This window comes from Pseudoalteromonas xiamenensis, assembly GCF_030994125.1.
In the GTDB taxonomy this organism is placed as follows: domain Bacteria; phylum Pseudomonadota; class Gammaproteobacteria; order Enterobacterales; family Alteromonadaceae; genus Pseudoalteromonas; species Pseudoalteromonas xiamenensis_B.
Genome location: NZ_CP099918.1, coordinates 391,016 through 408,153 on the forward strand (window position 1 = coordinate 391,016; position 17,138 = coordinate 408,153).

The window sequence follows — 17,138 nt, forward strand, 5'->3', positions numbered from 1 at the left end:
TTTGAAACGCGTTACGAGTAACCGTGACTGTATGCCTCAAAAACACACATACAGTCACATTTTTTATCAGCGATTAATATTCGTATTCCAGCGCTAAGCGGAAACTATGGTCCTTTCCATTGTGGCCGATTTCCGATATGAATCCCGCTTCCCACTTTAATTGGCGCTGACCTTCAAAACGGTAAAGGCCGATAAATCCGGGGCCAATGCCAAAGAAGTCCTGCCCCGCGTAAACCTCTATCGCTGGTTGAAATGCAGGAACAAGACGGTAACGATATTGAGCACGGAACTCGCTTTCCCATTCGTCCTCAATGTCTTTTCCCCATTCCCTGATTAAAAAAGCATTCATCGTTAAACTAGTTCTGCCAATCTCTTTTTCGAAAATGACACCGGTTGTCGCTTCGTAAGCTGATTCTTTAGTACGTTTTTCAAGTTCAAATAATAGCCCCCAATCAGCCCAGTACTTACCTTGTTCAACGATTTGCCAACGAACTTCTCCTTCAAACGCAGCTAAATCGTAATTGTCGCTGTCGTTTGGATTCCGCTCGCCAATCGCGAAACCCTCAATGGCAAGTCCTTCCGCTATCGCAAAGCCCAAACCAAAACGTTGTGCCAAATAGTTTTTAGTGTCCGTTTGTCTTGAGTGTAATCGCCATTCTGCCGCTTTTTCGTTTGGCAAAACATAAGGATGATAAACTTTATCCACGACCATCCCATCTGCCCGTGCAAAAATTGGCGACAACGCCACACATAACCAAACTGACACAAACGCAGTTACTCGTTTCATGCAAGACTCCTTAAGTTACGACGTTGCACCGATGCGATGATAAAAAAACAAAATAATACGCTGCCAATATAGGCCACTAAACTGACAAGCCCCGGGCTTGCTTCATATCCCATGAGCGCTCTCAACACTCGGCCGACTACCGAATGCTCATCCAAAATGAGCCGCAAATCGTAAACGCCAGAAGAGGTTGGCAATAAATCTATTTGCGCCCCTAGATCCGCGGCAATCGCGATTTTGCTGCCTGCATGTAATGCGAATAAGGCTAACAACAGCATTGGCAGTGCACGTACATTTGCATTTGCAAGGAAGAAATAAAGCAGTGTGCTGAAGCTAAAACAAATGCCCATTCCCAGCATGGTGCCAATAGCAAGAGATTGCATCGCCTCTGCAGAAGCAAAGCCAACGATATAGGTTAAGAAATTACTGAGGTAAACCACTATGGCGATGACCATTGCAAATTGCGGCCAGCGACTGTTGTGATGGATGACACTCATAATCATCGCAATGTAAAGTGCGGTGAGCATTAGCATTTGGGTAATTTCGAGCCCTCGATAGTCGAACCACTGACTCACCGTACCGATTAAATTTAGGTATACAATGCTCAGCCCAACACCCAAAATGGTCGCATTCAATGATTGTCTGTTCGAGATACGGTTGTCGCTAACGACTTGACGCAATAAAACCCATAACAACGCGATAGGTAAACATTGATTGATACTGATAATCACAGTGTTAAGAAGCATTGTCTGGCTCCTTCGCGACCACTACCCCTTGCGCTGTGTTTGGTGAGAACTCACCAAAAAAACGGTATTCACCCGGTTCTAACGGACCGATGTAAATAACACTTTTACGACCGGGAAAAAGTACCTTCTCTCTATTCAGATCAAAACTGTCAAACTCTTCAGGTTCGGCGTCTTTGTTTTCAATCACTAAGCGAACTTTCTTTCCTGCTGGCACTTCGACTTTCGCGGGCGTGAACAGGTGGTTTTCAAGTACCAATAGAAAGCTGTCACTCGCAAAAGCAAGTGTACTGATAAAAAATCCGCTAAACGTCAATAAAAGACAAAAAGCGTTAATTTTCATCTGACTCCTTGTTAAACCATACTGTTACCATAAGACCGCCAAGACTAGCACGAGATAGTTCAATTTTAGCATGATAAATTGCAATTATTTGTTGAACAATTGCCATACCCAAGCCCGCACCTTTTTCACCTGAGGGGTGTTTATCACCCCCAACCCGATAAAATCGGTCAAAAACGCGCGCGATTTGCTCATCGGTCATGCCAGGTCCAGAATCCTCAATACGCCAACCTACTTGGTTATTTTTCTGAATCAGCTCGAGTTTAATTTCGCCACCTTGCGGTGTGTACTTAACCGCATTACTCAGCAAATTTCCCAGTAACGTATTCAAAGTGAAATCACATCCTTGAATGGTTGCGCTATCACCTTGCAGACTAATTTGGTGATTCTTAGCGTCTATCTTGGCATAGTTGTCAGCCACAATTTGTTGCGTCACGATCAGTAAGTCTTTTGCGCTAAATTGGTTTTGCCACGTATCCGGCTCTGTACGCGCAAGCGTCAACATTTGCTCAACAATATGATTAAGCTGAGCAATACCAAGCTCCATAGCTTTGATACCATGCATATCGCCTGAAGCGACATTATGCAAATTTACCTTCAAACTACTAATGGGCGTTTTCAATTCATGGGCGGCATCGGAGGCGAAATAGCGTTCTCTTAAATACGCTGCCTCGACTTTCTTGAACAAACTATTCATCCGTTCAATAACTGGGGCTACTTCTGCGTCTTCAGAGCTCGTATTAAGCTGTGTGAAATCATTCGCGCGTCGAAATTGAAGCTCCTTGGAAAGTAAGGTTAACGGTTTTAATGCTCGCCTTACATACCAAGCAATGGCAAGCGCGAGGAAGGGCATTATGAGTACAAGGGGTGTCATCGCCGACACGATCAGCGATTCAATCAGTGCAAAACGTTTATTTACGGGCTCAGCCAGAAGCAGCGTTTTGCCTTCCTTTTGCGCGGCATAAATCCTGAGCCGCTTGCCTGATACATTAACCGTTTTGAATTCAGATTTTAGGAAATCTTCTTGTGGAGTGCTTTGCAAAAGTGCAGCACTGTATACAGTTTCTTCACCTTGCCAAAGTTTCGCATAAAACTCGTTTTGTTCCGGCCAAGAGGCAACTGGCGTCTCGATTAATACCTGACTCAAGCTAACAAGCTGCTGATCTAACTGTTTTTCCGCTTCGTTAAAACTCGTCTCATAACCTTGTAGCAGCGCCATAAATGCCGTGAGTACAAGGCAGGACAAGATGATTAACGTCAACCTTAAGTTAATGGACAAACGTTTGACTGGGGCCGTTGTCATTTACTTCTTACCCATCACGTAACCAATGCCACGTAATGTTTTAATCGTATCTTTAGGGAGTTTTTTACGAAGGTGGTGAATATGAACTTCAATCGCATTCGAACCAAGTTCTTCACCCCATTGATAAAGCTTATTTTCAAGCTGTTCTTTAGATAACACTCGCCCCACATTTTCCATCAATGCTTTTAACAACATGAATTCTTTACGTGGTAAATTGAGCGCAACGCCATCAACGGATGCGGAGTGACTAGCTAAATCCAACTCAATTCCATCTTGCTTGATAACACTCGACGTTGTTTGAGTAAAACGACGGCTAATTACACGAAGACGCGCAAAAAGTTCAATTGGCTCAAATGGTTTAGGTAGGTAGTCATCTGCGCCTAAATCAAGACCCGAAATTTTATCTTGAATGCTGTCGCGCGCCGTTAGGATAATAACCGCGATCGCCATTTTCTTACGTCGAATGGTCTTTAACAGATTTAGGCCATCACCGTCTGGAAGACCTAAATCTAAAACGACTAATTCCGTATTGTTTTCACTCAACAGGTTTTCCGCAGCAGCTAACGTAGGCGCGTGATCAACACTGTAACCTTCTTTTGCAGCGAGTGTATAAGCCCTTCAGCGAGAAGGGCATCATCTTCAACTAATAATAATCTCATTAATGCTTTTTCAGTTTCTTTTCTACTTTCGCCAATAACTCATCAACTTCAAGCTGGCGATATTTATCTGCTTTCTCACGACCATCACGTTTAGGTGCTGACTTTGCCTTTTGCAAATGTTCAAAAGCCGCTTGGTATTTTTTCTCATCATAGAGAAAATCGGCGTAAAAGTAATTAACATCCAAACCATCTGGGTTAATTTCTAATGACTTTTTGAAAAAATTTTGGGCTTTTTTGTCGCTACCAAAACCAATAGGCCAACCTGGAACCTTCGCGTATAACGTACCTAAACTCGTTAGTGCTGAGCCTTGCAGCGCATTCTCATCAATTTTGATGGCTTTTTCTAACTCATCTTTTGCTGCTTCAGCAAGACCCAATGCGCCTAAACCACCTTTAGCACCAGCAAAACTAGACTGAACAATTCCATGCCAAATATGGCTTTCTGCTTTTTCAGGATAATGCTCTACCAACGCTTCACTTTCTTTTACTAACGCTTCAAACGCCTTTTCTTTTGCATCATCCTGCAGTTCATAATTCACAGTAGCCCAACTGTGTTGAACCGCGCTTAGGTCCGCTAAGAAATCATTCCCAGCCCAGAGCTGAGTACAGAACAAGGCACTGCTTGCTAAAATAAATGCTTTGATTTTCATAATGATGACTCCTTAGTTCCTAAGAATGATTTAATGGTTTTTAACTGTTTAATAATGGCCGAGTCGACAAGTTCTGGGAGGAGTCCATTTAGTCTTGCAAAGAACTTCTCTGGAAACCCTATAGCACGGCGTCTCGCTGACGAATTGAGTAGTGTCATGAATTCATTGGCGACCAATTCTGGCGAATCCATTTTATTCCCCAATGCTTCGTTCATCGCTCGTACTTTCATATCGTTAATTTTCGTATCGGTTGCTCGAGGTGCGAGATACTTTACTTGCACCTCTCCATCCAATTCCCGAGATAACGCTTCGGTAAAACCTCGAAGTCCAAATTTGGACGCGCAGTAAATGCTTTGATATGGATAACCAATGGCACCAAACGCGGACCCAATGTTGACAATCGTACCGTGAGTACGTTTTAGTTGCGTGAGTAACGCTTGTGTAAGTCGCATTGGCGCAACTAAGTTCACGCACAGCTGATTCAAGATCATGGAACTTGGCGTGTTCTCGAAAGGCAACATTTGATTCAATCCCGCATTATTCACGAGTAATGCCGCTCCACCTAACGCGTCCGCACGCACCGCGATTGCAGCCATTGCACGCTCATCTTGTAGGTCTTCGACAATGATCTCATGGCCTTCTCCAAGTGACTTACGGAGCGTTTCCAATGCGGTTTCGTTTCGTCCAACCAATAGGCAACGCCAACCACTTTGCGCTAATTTTTTTGCTATTTCCGCACCGATCCCGCCAGTTGCTCCGGTCACTACGGCTAATTTTTTACTCATGCAACCTCCTCATTATTCATAAGAGGTACTGCTGGATTTGCCTCGATAGCGCGAAACACATCGCCATACAGTCGATAAAAGCGTTTTGCACTATGAATGATGAGAGCCTGCTCTTTAGGGCACGTAATTTTCTCCATCAAACCTTTGAAAAAGTCGATGTGTTCAATGTCTAATGCACCATGAGACGTTAAATAGCTGAACGCTTTTCTTGGTAGATCCAATTTTTCACGGATCATCTTGGCTGCGTTATCAGCTAACGCTATCGATGTGCCTTCAAGTACATTCACCATGCCGAAGAAGCACAATGGATTTACTCGATTGATGCTGTCGTACGCATAGCTCACCATCATTTCTGCAGCAAAACTTGGCGTACTGTGACGAACGACTTCTTTATCGTATCCGCATGCTTGGATGTCATTCAAAATCCACTCTTGATGGCCCATTTCTTCTTCGATGTAATGACCAATTGCTTCACGCAACCATTCTTTAGAATCATCAAGTTTTCCGCCGCACGTCATTAACAGTGGCACGGTGTGCTTAACATGGTGATAAGCTTGTTGTAAAAAAGAGACGTATTGGCCTGTTGAAATATTACCAGTAAATACGTCCGCAATAATCGGGGCACTTGTCAAATACTCACGTTCTGCTTGAGTTTCCGCTTGTAAAATATCGTAAAATGAAGTCATTTATGCTCTCCTAAGCAATTCGTGATGTTTGATAGAGTTCTGCAATTTCGTCTTGGAAATGAAGCGCAATTGCATCTCTTTTTGGTCTACCATTTGCCGTCAACAGACCTGATTCTGGTGACATAGGTGTATTCAGCCTAAACCAGCGATTGACTTTGGCATACGCTGGAAGCTGAAGGTTAATTTGTTCAACGTGTTTTTCTATTTGCTCATTTGTAATTGTTGGCAATGCGTAGATGACCGCAACGAGAAAGGCTTGTGCTTCACCAAAAACAACACATTGCAGCAACCAAGGAGCACTTTGAAGCGCACTCTCAGGCCATTCAGGGCTGATGTTTCGTCCAAGGCTCGAAATAATCAGATTTTTAGACCGGCCGCTAATGACAACCCGATCTTCAACCATTTCAACTAAATCCCCCGTGGCTAACCACTCACCTTGATTGAAAGCAGGTTGTCCTAAGTACCCAAGGAATAGCGGGCCTTTTACACATAATTCACCATCGACAACCTTGGCATCTAGATGCGGAAGTATTTCGCCGACGCTCCCGTCTTGAGTACCCACATTCAGCGCAACAACCGAGCCGGCTTCAGATAAACCATAACCTTGAAATGCTGGAATATTGAATGCCTGAGCGGCTTCTAATAAGGTTTTCGGCACTTGCGCTCCACCAACCGCAACAAACGATAGACTCTCTGGCGCGGTCCAACCTGTCGATGCACTTAGAACTAGCACTTTTAGCAGTTCAGGAACCAAAATCATGGTTTCCGGATTGGTTGTTACAATACGCGTTAAGAACGCTGTCGGGTCGGACAGTGAAGTACCCGAAAAACCAAGCTGCGTTAGGCTCGATACGATTACTTTGCCTCCAGCTAATAGCGGCGCGTAAATACCCGCGACATTTTCTAACAGCACCGAAAAAGGAAGCACACTTAAGTGTGTAGGCCAAGGAACTGCTATTTTCTCTTTTAAACTTTTGGCGACAGTGAGTTGATTCTCGAGTGAAAGGCACACTCCTTTCGGTTGACCAGTCGACCCTGACGTAAAGGTGATCTTTTGCGTCCCAACATGGAGGTTTACTTGCTCAACATCTTGCTTGTATACGTATAACTCTGAACCAAACACATTAAATTGCTCGATAAGTTCTAATCCATCGAGCGGTGCATCCGACACCAGAATTTTTGCACCTGCAGACTTAGACGCGTAGTTTCTCTGTTCTTCAGTAAAGAATGGTGGCAATGGTAAATGAACCTTTTTGCTTGATATAAGCGCCAAATCGAATACAACCCAAGCAAGAGAGTTATCCATCAAACTGGCAATAACATTACTCTCGTACCCGTCAATTTGGTCGGCAACGCACTGAGTGATCAGCGCTAGCTCGGAAAAAGTGACTCTTTTATCATCATTCAACAATGCGATATCGAGTGGCTGGTGTGGGCACAGTTTTAATAAGTCATTCATGCAATTAGCCCTGCTTTTAATTTTTCGATATGAGGTTCAACTTGTATTGCAATTTTCGAATAAAGAGCAACAGACTCAATAGTTTGATTTGCTAAACGCAAGTCAACAATGCACGTTTTAGGATTTGCTTCGTAGTACGTACCATAGTCTTTCGCCGATTCGACACACTTAGCGTCTGCTTCACCAAGTTCAATGACGGGTACTTGCAAAAGCTGCATTAACTTTCTGACTTGTAATGTGCCAGTAAACGCTAGGAAGTGGATGTTTTGTGACAGCAACGCCCGTGCAATTACAATAAAATGTTCTATTGTTGCGCTACGATGTGTTGAATAGAGGTTACCCAATTCAGCAATTTCCGAACGCGAAGCAAACTCAGGCAAATAGCGCTCAATCGGTTTGTCTAAATAGCTTTCAAGAAACAAAGTAGCATCTTCAGCAAACCTTAGCCCAAGCACACATTCACCACGACCGTTTGATAATTGGCTTAAGAGTGGATAAAAATCATGAATGTCAGCATCAAAAGCGGCAGCAAAGCCCTGTTGAATTTGCATTTCCAAGTAGGCCCGATATGTGTCGCCAATCTTTGCTACAACCATTGGAGGATCATTTTCTAATTGTCTCGCATTTGATGCACTCATAATGTTTACCTCTTTCTCTGTTCCTATTGACTAATTTAGAAACCCAAAATTAAGTGAACCTTAAGTGGAAAAAATATTTGAAAAATTTTTATCGCGTCGTTTTTTTGAGCAAACGATCCAAAGCTGATTGATCTAGTTCAAAAAAATTTGGAGAAAAGCGTGCGCCCTAACGAACTCTGACCTATGCTTTGATGCAATGAGTTGCAAAAGAGGCAGCAATGGACCATTTAAATGCCCATGCGCGAGCAATCGACAATTTTGTTAGGGTTGCAAACATCATCGCCAATTTAGACGTGATTTTACTAGAGGCGAAAAATCTCTCTTTAACGGCAAAAAATGCCCGAGTTGTCGCATTACGAGCGGGAGATTCTGCGTTTGGTTTTAAACCCATCACCAATTTCATTGATGAGTTCTCCGATCAAACCATCCGCATAACTAAATCGATAGCTGAACTATCAAATCGACTTTTTGCAATGGCGCTCGCTGTAGTGCGCTGCAGTGAATTCCGTGACCATTTACTCCGAGCCGAAGCAATGACCGACAAAAGTGTGCTCGGAAAACTCAAGTTCTCCGCAAATGAACAGTTATTGGAAAAAACTCGAGAGCTTGAATCCGCGGTATTTGAGCTTGCTGGCTTTTTCGAAGACATTCAAAAACACATGAGAAGTGCAGAATACATTGCCGTGACTAGCCGCGTTGAAGCCTCTAACGCGGGGGAATTTTGCGACAGTTTACAATCGGTATCGGACTTTATTGCCGGCGCCGCTCAAAAAATAAAGATAGCTGTAGGCGATAATTTAAAAGAGATCAGTCAATTAAGAGGAGCGATGCGTTGAAAGCGACGGAACTATATAAATCCACAACGCACAGATGGTTGGTGCTTGGGCGTGATGAAAGCAAACCTGAAAAAATCATCGACACAAATCAATATGTCATTTCCAGCCAAAGTGAAGCGATTATTCTAGACCCAGGTGGTATCGAACTTTTTTCACCGATGCTTGCCGGTATTTTGAAACACATCGATCTTGAAAACATTACGTCGCTGTTTGCATCTCATCAAGACCCTGACATTATCAGCTCTCTTGGACTTTGGGACAAAACCATACCTAATGCTAAGCTTTATGCGCCGTGGCTTTGGGAAGGTTTTATCCGTCACTTTGGAATGGAAAACATTACCTACGTCCCTATCAAAGACGAAGGTGGCGAAGTGAGGGTCGGTAGTGCCACCTTAAAGTTTATCCCTGCACATTACTTGCATTCTTCAGGTAACTTTAACGTGTATGATCCTGCGGCAAAAATTCTGATGAGCGGTGACATTGGCGCCGCACTTGAAGATCACAATGCCCCAATGTTCGTAGAAGATTTTGGTAGTCATGTAAAAAAAATGGAATATTTCCACAAACGATGGATGCCCTCGAACAGAGCCAAAGCAAATTGGATTGCGCGAGTGCGAGAACTTGATATTGAAATCATGGCTCCTCAACATGGTCGCGTATTTAAAGGTGAAATGGTCGAGGAATTCCTTGCTTGGTTTGCCAAGCTCGACGTCGGCATTGCAAGTTAGCCAACCATTCCAAATCGCGCTGTATAATCAGCGCGTTTCAACTTTCTCTTAAACCGAATGACCTTTGTTAAAGATCAGACCAAACTGCAAGTTCATTGCCGCTTGGCTCTTTAAATTGAAAACGGCGCCCACCCGGAAAGCTAAAAATTTCCTTAACTATCTGACCCCCGTTTCGCTTAACAATGTCATATGTGTCTTCTAAATCTTGGCTATAGATCACTAGCAACGCGCCACCCCGCTCGCTTTCCGAGCAAAGATCACTGGCATAAAAGCCGCCAGTTAATCCGGCATTATCAAATGCGATATATTCTGGTCCATAGGAGGTAAAACGCCAACCAAATACAAGTTCAAAAAAGCGTTGTGTCTTGTCAATATGAGCAGCTGGAAACTCGACGTAATCCAAATGATTGTGTTGCATAAACAAACTCCGTTTTTTCAAAAAGCACTGCGAGTGTGCACTGACCATGTTACATTAAGCTTAAGTTTAGCAGTTAGGTGATTAGATTTGCGTCACTTTTTGTCTCTTTTTGTGTTTTTAGCAGGGTTTCTTATGCCGCACCACGCCATCGCATTGAATCAAGATGATATTCGTTTTGCCCTTGGACAAAAAATCATGTTGGACTTCCGTTATTTTTGTGAAAAAGGAAATGGGTCAACTTGCCGAACTCCAGTTACAACACTCCCAGCACCACTCGCTCAGGTGATCGCAAAACACCATATTGGTGGTGTCATTTTATTTTCTGAAAATACTCAGACGATTTCACAAACTTTCCAACTTACATCAGAGCTTTTAGCCGCAAATCAACGCAACAAAAAATCAGTTCCACTATTTATAGCGATTGATCAAGAAGGAGGCCGTGTCGCTCGACTTAATCGTGAAGAAGCGACTTCTTTTACGGGTAACATGAGCATAGGTGCAACATATCCGCGCAAAGGCACCTATTACGCGACAGAGGTCGCCTCTGTGATAGCTAAAGAACTCAATCACCTTGCCATAAACGTAAACTTTGCACCAACCGTTGATGTAAATATGAACCCGAGTAATCCGGTAATAAACGTGCGTTCTTTTGGGGAAGACCCTGAAATCGTCGCGAAACTCGGCGCAGCTCAGGTTACAGCTATGGAAAATTCTGGTGTCATTAGCGCGTTGAAACATTTTCCCGGACACGGCGATACGCATGTAGATAGTCACACCGGATTGCCACTGGTTTCACATGATAAGCAAACCATCTTTGCAACGGATCTCAAACCCTTTGCTGAAATAATCAAAACAGCCCCACCTGGGATGATTATGACAGCCCACATTCAATATCCGAATCTAGATGACTCCACTGTAACGAGTTCAGGTGGTAAAGCGATGGTACGCCCCGCTACTATGTCGAAGAAGATTATGACTGAGCTGCTAAGAGACGAATTAGGCTACAAAGGAGTCACTATTACAGATGCGCTTGATATGGCCGGCATAAGCGCGTTTTTTGACCCCCTTCAAGCCGTGATTGAAACGTTCAACGCGGGTGTCGATATAGCGCTAATGCCAGTGCCTATTCGCTCAATTGCTGACATTCACCGATTTAATGCCTTTATGGACAATCTAACGGAAGAAGTTGTAAAAGGGCGCATATCAAAAACACTTTTAGATGCATCATTACAACGTGTGTTGACGCTGAAAAAATCTCTGAAAAGCATTAATCTTCACTCATTAGCGCAAGCAAAATCGGTTATTGGTAATCCATCACATCGAGCGCTTGAAAAAGCACTCGCGCTCGATTCAATCACTCTTGTAAAAAACGACAACGTATTGCCACTTACGCGCACGCATAAGTTACACATTATCACCCCTGATAGTCGCAAAGGTGAAGCCTTGAAACAAGCGATGTTAAAGATAAATAGCTATCTATCAATCACTTATTCAAGCTTGCAAGCACTAGATGAAACTGTCGTAAAACATCATATTGAACAGGCAAATATTCTCATTGCGGCTCATGCATCTCCTCAGCAAAGCGCTGTAGAAATCGGCGGAGCAGAAGATGTTGAACTATTGAAGTCACATAGATTGCAGGCTGCTCAACAGCCCAAGACATTAATGAAACTCATGGGCTATGCTCAAGACATGGGGAAAAAAACCGTTTTCATCAGCCTGCGCGCACCATATGAAATAGCGGACTTCTCGAAGCTCAGCGATGCCGTACTTGCAAGCTATGCGTACAACATCGACGTGGATTCAGAATTTGAAGTCTCTGGGCCTGCATTTACTGCTCTTTCGGAAGTCATTCTTGGCAAGCACCAAGCAAGTGGAGTATTGCCAGTGACGATTAAATAATATGAATTTTGAAGAGCGTTAATCAAGAAAAGTGTTGTAATTCGAGTTAGAAAGTTTTATCGAAATAAACTGAGAGAGTTTGTCATGTGGTTAAATTGTGATTTAGGGGAAAGTTTTGGTGCGTGGACAATGGGTCTCGATAGTGAAGTTATGCCTTATATCGATGCTGCAAATATTGCCTGTGGCTTTCATGCCGGTGACCCCGTTGTTATAGCAAAAACCCTTTCACTTGCGAAACAGCATAACCTAAAAATTGGCGCTCATCCAAGTTACCCAGATAAAGAAGGCTTTGGTCGTCGTAGTATGAAACTGCAGCCCAAAGAGCTAATTAATTGTTTACATTATCAAATCGCAGCTGTTGAGGGCATGGCCAAAGTTCAAAACGTTACGCTCGATTATGTTAAACCGCATGGTGCATTATATAACGACATGATGGATGATGTTGAATTACTCAAAATTGTTATGCAGGCAATTAGTAGCTATTCAAACCATTTGAAATTAATGATGCTAGCTACTAAGCAACAAGATGAACATCGGCTACTGGCCAGCCAGTATGGTATATCCCTATATTTCGAAGCCTTCGCTGATAGACTTTATACTGATGAAGGTAAACTAGTGTCACGTACAAAACCCAATGCTGTACATGACAAGGAACAAGTACTTATTCAAGTAAAGCAATTGGCAAACAATGGTTGCATCATAACAGAAACTGGTCAAATGCTCTATTTAGAGGCGGACACATTGTGTGTTCACGGGGATAACCTTGATGGGATTACCGAAATGAAAAAAATAAAAGCGATGTTAATGAGCTAAGGCTACGCACTCGACATGACAAAAATGACGCTATATGAATTATCTAAAATGCTGCCCTTAATTGGTATTGAGAATGGTTAATGAGCCCGTTTCAACGAATGACAATTATGTAGTAGCCCTGCTATTGTCCTGCAAAAGATTATTCAATTTGGTCGCTTTCTTTCTCAATACAGTGGTATATGTAACTTTTTCATCTATCTTAGTTTAATAGCAATACGCTAAATTCAATACATAAGCTATTAAATTTGAATCAACCACAAGAAGCATATTAGCAATACTCTTGTTGACGAAAAAGAATTAACAAGTTATCAATCTTAACCATGAAAAGCTGAATCTTTTGTCAACCCTCCCATATACTTAACTCTTCGAATTTAAATAAATGAATTTTACAGTCACAATATTGATGATGCAGCCTTATTTGGTCGTTTTAAAATGAATATTCTATAAAATTTGTTTAAAACTAAGTTATACGAAAGCGTCACGTATTAAAATTGACTATTGCTACAAAAAACAAACTGGGAGAAATAAAAGTGCCCCAAACTATAAGTAAGAGGCACTAATAATTTTAACTAGCATTAAGATCTATATAAAGATCTTACCCACCCGTTACGACTCTAGTAGTACAAGTTAGAGTTACAGGTTGAGAGATAGGGCTACCTGCAGCACCCGTAGTAAAGGTTGTCACCACAGATTGACCACCTGAAGACACCTGAACTCCTCGAACGGTTGAACGAATTGTATAAGATGAGTTAGCCTCTAAGCCAGATAATCTAAACGTTGAATTACCTAAAGAAGTCGCAACAGAGGCAGCTTTACCATTTTTAGCATAAGTAACTACTGAACCAGACAGATCTACAGCAACTGTTCCGTTTTGTGTAGAAGCACACGTGCCAACCAATGAAAAGTCTGAATCAAACGTTTGAACTGGATTGCCCAGAGTTACAGGGATAGTACCACAAACGTTAATTTCACCATTAGAGTTATACCAGTCGTTACCAGAGTAATCATAAATTCGAACGTTAGCTTTCGCATCCGCACTGATGCCATATCTGGAAGTAGCGTTACCAGAAACTATCTGTTTTGAACTACCACGTAAATAACTGCCAATTGAGCCATCCGTTGAAGTGATTGAGACAGCTAAACCGCGAGCTGGGACAGTACCGCTAGTCACATTCAAAGAGACACCGCTTTGACAAACAGGTGCGTTTTTATTCACTGAGAAGAAAGTCAAATGGTCAGATTTAAATCGAGCAGTAAACGTACCATCTGAATTTTGAGCTACTACGGTAGCTTTGTTCGTTTCATTTTGCCATTTACCCGTATCTTCATTATGTGATGCTAGGTCAAGCTCTTGACCAACTGTCACACCGCTACTCGCAGGCAGAGTTGTCGTGAGTGTAATTGGTTTACTAAATTGCTTTATCTTTGTCGTGCCAGCTTTCATGTTAACACTAGTAACACCAAGGGGCTTAGCAACATTAGCCGCACCAGCTGCGTTTAAACCTTCTGGGATAATCGCACCAACACTGCCATTACTAGAATCAGCAGCCAATACAGATAATGACACGTCGCCGCCACTTACCGGAGCACCGTTAGCATCTCTTAATTCTGTGCTCGCATCGATAGCAACGTCGGTTTTACCCTTTCCACTTTCAGTTGAAGATTCCAATTTCAATTCTGCTGATGTAACTGCACCATCGACAGGGACAGCTTGGGTGCTTTCTTTCAAGCTACTACCAGCTATTTTAACAAGAGAAAATTCAAGAGGTATATTTTTTGAACCTTCCTCAACTTCTGCGTCCAAGTTTACAATAAAGCTTTTCGAAGCATAGCCAGATTGATTTACAATTGCAGTAACCTCACCTGTAGCACCTTCTTTGCTCAAAAACGTAAAACTCCCCGACTCATCAACAACAGCAGAAGCTAACGAATTCCCATTAACATCTGTTAGCTCAGTGGCAGCAACACCGTCTACCACAAAAGCAACAGATGCGCCAACCAATACATCTGCATTTGCCGAGTCAGTAACACTCGCCAAAAATACCTTAGAAGGTTGTTCTGTAATAAGTTCAGAAGGTGGCACAACTTCAACTACGTCTGGAGGTGTGACGGTAACATTTTTATCATTATCACTACCACATGCTGTCAATGCCAGTGCAGAGACAACAGACAGTGCTAAAAACGATTTTTTATTGGTAAGCATAAGCAGTCCTTGTATTCCTTAAATCAAAACGACTCATTCACAAGCAATTGAATTAGTCATATTAAACAAACTCGTTAACACTTAATGAATAAGCGCAGAGCATCATCACACCGGCACAATGCAATGATATTTAAAATTTAAAAACACAGGGACTTAATCATTCCCTGATCAATTAAGCAGGTTGAAAACCAACCATAAGCTAAACCTTATACAGGCTCATATAATCTAGCACAGCTACTCAGGTAAATCTAATTCAAATTGACGAAAATTTAACTTTTTGAATCCGTTAAGTTCCTGAAAAGCATATAATCCAGCAAGATTCCTGTGAGTACCACCAAAAAACGTAAGCTCAGCACTCAAGTTAGGAAAGGCAGGTCACCTAAGTACGGCTCTCTTATTTCGTTGCACGCTCAAAATAGAAAAATCTATGATTTTCTCTGAAACTTTAAGCATATTAACGAGAAGCTATGATTGAGCACGAGTTGAAAGGTTAAAAGTCAACTGACTTGCGATTTTGTTTCACCGAACTGCGTTTTGATTTGCCGTCTAAGCGCCTTTTTTTGGAAGCAAGTGTGGGTCGAGTTGCTTTTCGTACCTTTTCTATTCGATTAACCGACGCGACAAGTGCTTGTAGTCGACTTAGTGCATCTTCTTTATTTTGCTCTTGTGTCCGAAAGGACTGCGCTTTGATGACAACGACACCGTCTTTAGTAATGCGTGAGTCGTTTAGGGCAAGTAATTTTTCTTTGTAAAATTCAGGTAGGCTTGAACGAGGTATGTCGAACTTTAAATGGATTGCTGATGAAACTTTATTAACATTTTGACCACCAGCACCTTGTGCACGGATCGCAGTCAGTTCAATTTCCCAATCACCAATACTCACGGAATTTGAAATTTTTAACATAATCATCCTCAGCTTAAGCCCCAAGTTTACCGAGTCTTAAGCTGGGATGAAACCTTCTTATCCAATAAGTTGGGAAAAGGTTTTAGAAAACGACATCAACACCAGCTGTCACAACACCGGTACGTGTATTCGTTACATTATTATCAAGCGACGAGTAATCTAACTTGAACGCAGCTGACGGATGGAAGTCATAACGCATACCAACGGACCAAGTTGATGTATCGACATGCACACCATTCAACGCGGCATTGGTTAGCGCACGCAGCGTAGGGGCATTTGGATTAGTTGGATCCGTAGTGACCGGGATAGTACCAAGCTGTGGGTGATTAATTGTCAAAGGAACGGAATCAAAGCGTGAAGCATTATGTTTATCCTGGTTTTCTTCGTAAGTCGTGTGGATTGTTACGCTACCAATTCGGTATCCAACAGACACAAAGAATTGCTCTTGTGGCGCAAGAACACTGTCATCTACTTCAAGTTCGGTATATTCAGCATCAACAAGAATGTCATTGTAATCAATGCTGAAACCGACGCCGAGGAAGTAACCGCTGTCTTCATTGGTTTGCAATTTTGACGCTTCATTGCTTAAACCGTAACTGTTTAAACCAGCGATCAATTGGCTCAGAGGTGCTGAGTTCACTTCATCTATTGACACATCCGCGACTAAATACGCTGCTCGTGCGCTAAACCAATCACGGCTCATAGTCCAATTGATACCCCAAATTGATTTCATCTCTGCGGGATCAGCGTACGTGTAAGCAACAATATCTTCTGACAGATTTCCATAAAGCAATTGAAGACTCGAATCCCATTCACCGAGCGTGTCCGTTCTTAAGTAACTTGCACCTTCATAAGTCGAAAAGCTTAAACCATACACAGATTGTGGTGGACGAACCCAGCGGTAAGCGTAACCTACATCTAAGTAGTCAGAGTATTTATAGAAAGGAATGCGCATTTTACCCGCGTTTACTTGAGATGAATCATCAATGTGATAAGTAATATATGCCCATTCAAATTCCGCGTTATAGTCGTCACTACCACGCGCAATCACTTGCGAAGTCGCCGTTAGACCTTCCGTCAAATCAGCGGAGATTTGTACTGCAAATTTTGATTCATTTGAAAATGTTGCATCGTCGTCGTAGCCATAAACTTTTTGCTTATCGTTCGTTGCTTGACCTGCATAAACAGACGCAAAACCATTAATTCTTAAATCAGCAGTTGCAGAGAATGAAGCACTGCAAGCTAAAGCGATACTTATAGAAACTAGCGTTTTTTTCATTTATTTGT

The 17,138-nt window shown here is 42.4% G+C and carries 17 protein-coding genes and 1 pseudogene; 4 read left to right on the forward strand and 14 right to left on the reverse strand.

Annotation, left to right across the window (positions count from 1 at the left end):
- Nucleotides 1-73 precede the first annotated feature (73 nt).
- From NI389_RS18835 to NI389_RS18880, 10 genes and pseudogenes are all read right to left on the reverse strand, one after another.
- Nucleotides 74-787 (reverse strand): hypothetical protein, encoded by a 714-nt coding sequence (locus NI389_RS18835; RefSeq protein WP_308363019.1) that lies wholly within the window; start codon nt 785-787, stop codon nt 74-76.
- Nucleotides 784-1,530, reverse strand: coding sequence for an iron transporter (locus NI389_RS18840; protein WP_308363020.1), 747 nt, complete (start codon nt 1,528-1,530; stop codon nt 784-786). The genes NI389_RS18835 and NI389_RS18840 overlap by 4 nt, the downstream gene beginning before the upstream one ends.
- Entirely contained in the window at nt 1,520-1,870 is a 351-nt protein-coding gene (locus NI389_RS18845) for a cupredoxin domain-containing protein (RefSeq protein ID WP_208844990.1), read from the reverse strand. Before NI389_RS18845 ends, NI389_RS18840 begins: the two co-directional genes overlap by 11 nt.
- Complete coding sequence (locus NI389_RS18850; protein WP_308363021.1) at nt 1,860-3,170, reverse strand: ATP-binding protein; 1,311 nt, start codon at nt 3,168-3,170, stop codon at nt 1,860-1,862. Before NI389_RS18850 ends, NI389_RS18845 begins: the two co-directional genes overlap by 11 nt.
- A pseudogene (locus NI389_RS18855) lies at nt 3,171-3,829 on the reverse strand (response regulator).
- The gene (locus tag NI389_RS18860) at nt 3,829-4,479 is read right to left on the reverse strand and encodes a hypothetical protein (RefSeq protein WP_308363023.1); all 651 of its coding nucleotides are present in this window, start codon (nt 4,477-4,479) and stop codon (nt 3,829-3,831) included. Before NI389_RS18860 ends, NI389_RS18855 begins: the two are co-directional and overlap by 1 nt.
- Entirely contained in the window at nt 4,476-5,264 is a 789-nt protein-coding gene (locus tag NI389_RS18865) for an SDR family oxidoreductase (protein WP_308363025.1), read from the reverse strand. Before NI389_RS18865 ends, NI389_RS18860 begins: the two co-directional genes overlap by 4 nt.
- On the reverse strand, nt 5,261-5,950 hold the full coding sequence (locus NI389_RS18870; RefSeq protein ID WP_308363028.1) for a TenA family transcriptional regulator: 690 nt from the start codon (nt 5,948-5,950) through the stop codon (nt 5,261-5,263). The genes NI389_RS18865 and NI389_RS18870 overlap by 4 nt, the downstream gene beginning before the upstream one ends.
- Nucleotides 5,951-5,960: 10 nt before the next feature.
- Nucleotides 5,961-7,409: an AMP-binding protein gene (locus NI389_RS18875; RefSeq protein ID WP_308363029.1), complete on the reverse strand. Its 1,449-nt coding sequence runs from the start codon at nt 7,407-7,409 to the stop codon at nt 5,961-5,963.
- Nucleotides 7,406-8,047, reverse strand: a complete 642-nt coding sequence (locus tag NI389_RS18880) for a thermostable hemolysin (protein ID WP_308363030.1) — start codon at nt 8,045-8,047, stop codon at nt 7,406-7,408. Before NI389_RS18880 ends, NI389_RS18875 begins: the two co-directional genes overlap by 4 nt.
- Nucleotides 8,048-8,265: 218 nt before the next feature.
- Between NI389_RS18880 and NI389_RS18885 the strand changes: the two genes are divergently transcribed.
- Both NI389_RS18885 and NI389_RS18890 read left to right on the forward strand, forming a co-directional pair.
- Nucleotides 8,266-8,883, forward strand: a complete 618-nt coding sequence (locus NI389_RS18885; protein ID WP_208844982.1) for a chemotaxis protein — start codon at nt 8,266-8,268, stop codon at nt 8,881-8,883.
- Nucleotides 8,880-9,611, forward strand: coding sequence for an MBL fold metallo-hydrolase (locus NI389_RS18890; protein WP_208844981.1), 732 nt, complete (start codon nt 8,880-8,882; stop codon nt 9,609-9,611). Before NI389_RS18885 ends, NI389_RS18890 begins: the two co-directional genes overlap by 4 nt.
- Before the next feature lie 67 nt (nt 9,612-9,678).
- Here the strand turns inward: NI389_RS18890 and NI389_RS18895 are convergent, their stop codons facing one another.
- A complete protein-coding gene (locus NI389_RS18895; RefSeq protein ID WP_308363031.1) occupies nt 9,679-10,029 on the reverse strand; it encodes a VOC family protein in 351 nt (116 codons plus the stop codon).
- A 132-nt stretch (nt 10,030-10,161) separates the two neighbouring features.
- Here NI389_RS18895 and NI389_RS18900 point away from each other — a divergent pair, with 132 nt between their 5' ends.
- Entirely contained in the window at nt 10,162-11,931 is a 1,770-nt protein-coding gene (locus NI389_RS18900) for a glycoside hydrolase family 3 protein (protein WP_308363032.1), read from the forward strand.
- Between the two features lie 84 nt (nt 11,932-12,015).
- Nucleotides 12,016-12,744, forward strand: coding sequence for a 5-oxoprolinase subunit PxpA (locus NI389_RS18905; protein WP_308363033.1), 729 nt, complete (start codon nt 12,016-12,018; stop codon nt 12,742-12,744).
- Nucleotides 12,745-13,339: 595 nt separating this feature from the next.
- Here the strand turns inward: NI389_RS18905 and NI389_RS18910 are convergent.
- From NI389_RS18910 to NI389_RS18920, 3 genes are all read right to left on the reverse strand, one after another.
- Nucleotides 13,340-14,947: a hypothetical protein gene (locus NI389_RS18910; RefSeq protein WP_308363034.1), complete on the reverse strand. Its 1,608-nt coding sequence runs from the start codon at nt 14,945-14,947 to the stop codon at nt 13,340-13,342.
- A 490-nt stretch (nt 14,948-15,437) separates the two neighbouring features.
- Nucleotides 15,438-15,851, reverse strand: coding sequence for an alternative ribosome rescue aminoacyl-tRNA hydrolase ArfB (arfB, locus tag NI389_RS18915; protein ID WP_308363035.1), 414 nt, complete (start codon nt 15,849-15,851; stop codon nt 15,438-15,440).
- A gap of 82 nt (nt 15,852-15,933) precedes the next feature.
- Nucleotides 15,934-17,130, reverse strand: a complete 1,197-nt coding sequence (locus tag NI389_RS18920) for a porin (RefSeq protein WP_308363036.1) — start codon at nt 17,128-17,130, stop codon at nt 15,934-15,936.
- Nucleotides 17,131-17,138 lie beyond the last annotated feature (8 nt).

Excerpts from the sequence above, each read along its gene's own strand:
- NI389_RS18845 (WP_208844990.1), bottom strand. The coding sequence starts at position 1,870 with ATGAAAATTAACGCTTTTTGTCTTTTATTGACGTTTAGCGGATTTTTT.
- NI389_RS18920 (WP_308363036.1), bottom strand. The coding sequence starts at position 17,130 with ATGAAAAAAACGCTAGTTTCTATAAGTATCGCTTTAGCTTGCAGTGCT.
- NI389_RS18895 (WP_308363031.1), bottom strand. The coding sequence starts at position 10,029 with ATGCAACACAATCATTTGGATTACGTCGAGTTTCCAGCTGCTCATATT.
- arfB (WP_308363035.1), bottom strand. The coding sequence starts at position 15,851 with ATGTTAAAAATTTCAAATTCCGTGAGTATTGGTGATTGGGAAATTGAA.
- NI389_RS18900 (WP_308363032.1), top strand. The coding sequence starts at position 10,162 with ATGCCGCACCACGCCATCGCATTGAATCAAGATGATATTCGTTTTGCC.
- NI389_RS18835 (WP_308363019.1), bottom strand. The coding sequence starts at position 787 with ATGAAACGAGTAACTGCGTTTGTGTCAGTTTGGTTATGTGTGGCGTTG.
- NI389_RS18875 (WP_308363029.1), bottom strand. The coding sequence starts at position 7,409 with ATGAATGACTTATTAAAACTGTGCCCACACCAGCCACTCGATATCGCA.
- NI389_RS18885 (WP_208844982.1), top strand. The coding sequence starts at position 8,266 with ATGGACCATTTAAATGCCCATGCGCGAGCAATCGACAATTTTGTTAGG.
- NI389_RS18905 (WP_308363033.1), top strand. The coding sequence starts at position 12,016 with ATGTGGTTAAATTGTGATTTAGGGGAAAGTTTTGGTGCGTGGACAATG.
- NI389_RS18840 (WP_308363020.1), bottom strand. The coding sequence starts at position 1,530 with ATGCTTCTTAACACTGTGATTATCAGTATCAATCAATGTTTACCTATC.
- NI389_RS18880 (WP_308363030.1), bottom strand. The coding sequence starts at position 8,047 with ATGAGTGCATCAAATGCGAGACAATTAGAAAATGATCCTCCAATGGTT.
- NI389_RS18910 (WP_308363034.1), bottom strand. The coding sequence starts at position 14,947 with ATGCTTACCAATAAAAAATCGTTTTTAGCACTGTCTGTTGTCTCTGCA.
- NI389_RS18850 (WP_308363021.1), bottom strand. The coding sequence starts at position 3,170 with ATGACAACGGCCCCAGTCAAACGTTTGTCCATTAACTTAAGGTTGACG.
- NI389_RS18860 (WP_308363023.1), bottom strand. The coding sequence starts at position 4,479 with ATGAAAATCAAAGCATTTATTTTAGCAAGCAGTGCCTTGTTCTGTACT.
- NI389_RS18870 (WP_308363028.1), bottom strand. The coding sequence starts at position 5,950 with ATGACTTCATTTTACGATATTTTACAAGCGGAAACTCAAGCAGAACGT.
- NI389_RS18865 (WP_308363025.1), bottom strand. The coding sequence starts at position 5,264 with ATGAGTAAAAAATTAGCCGTAGTGACCGGAGCAACTGGCGGGATCGGT.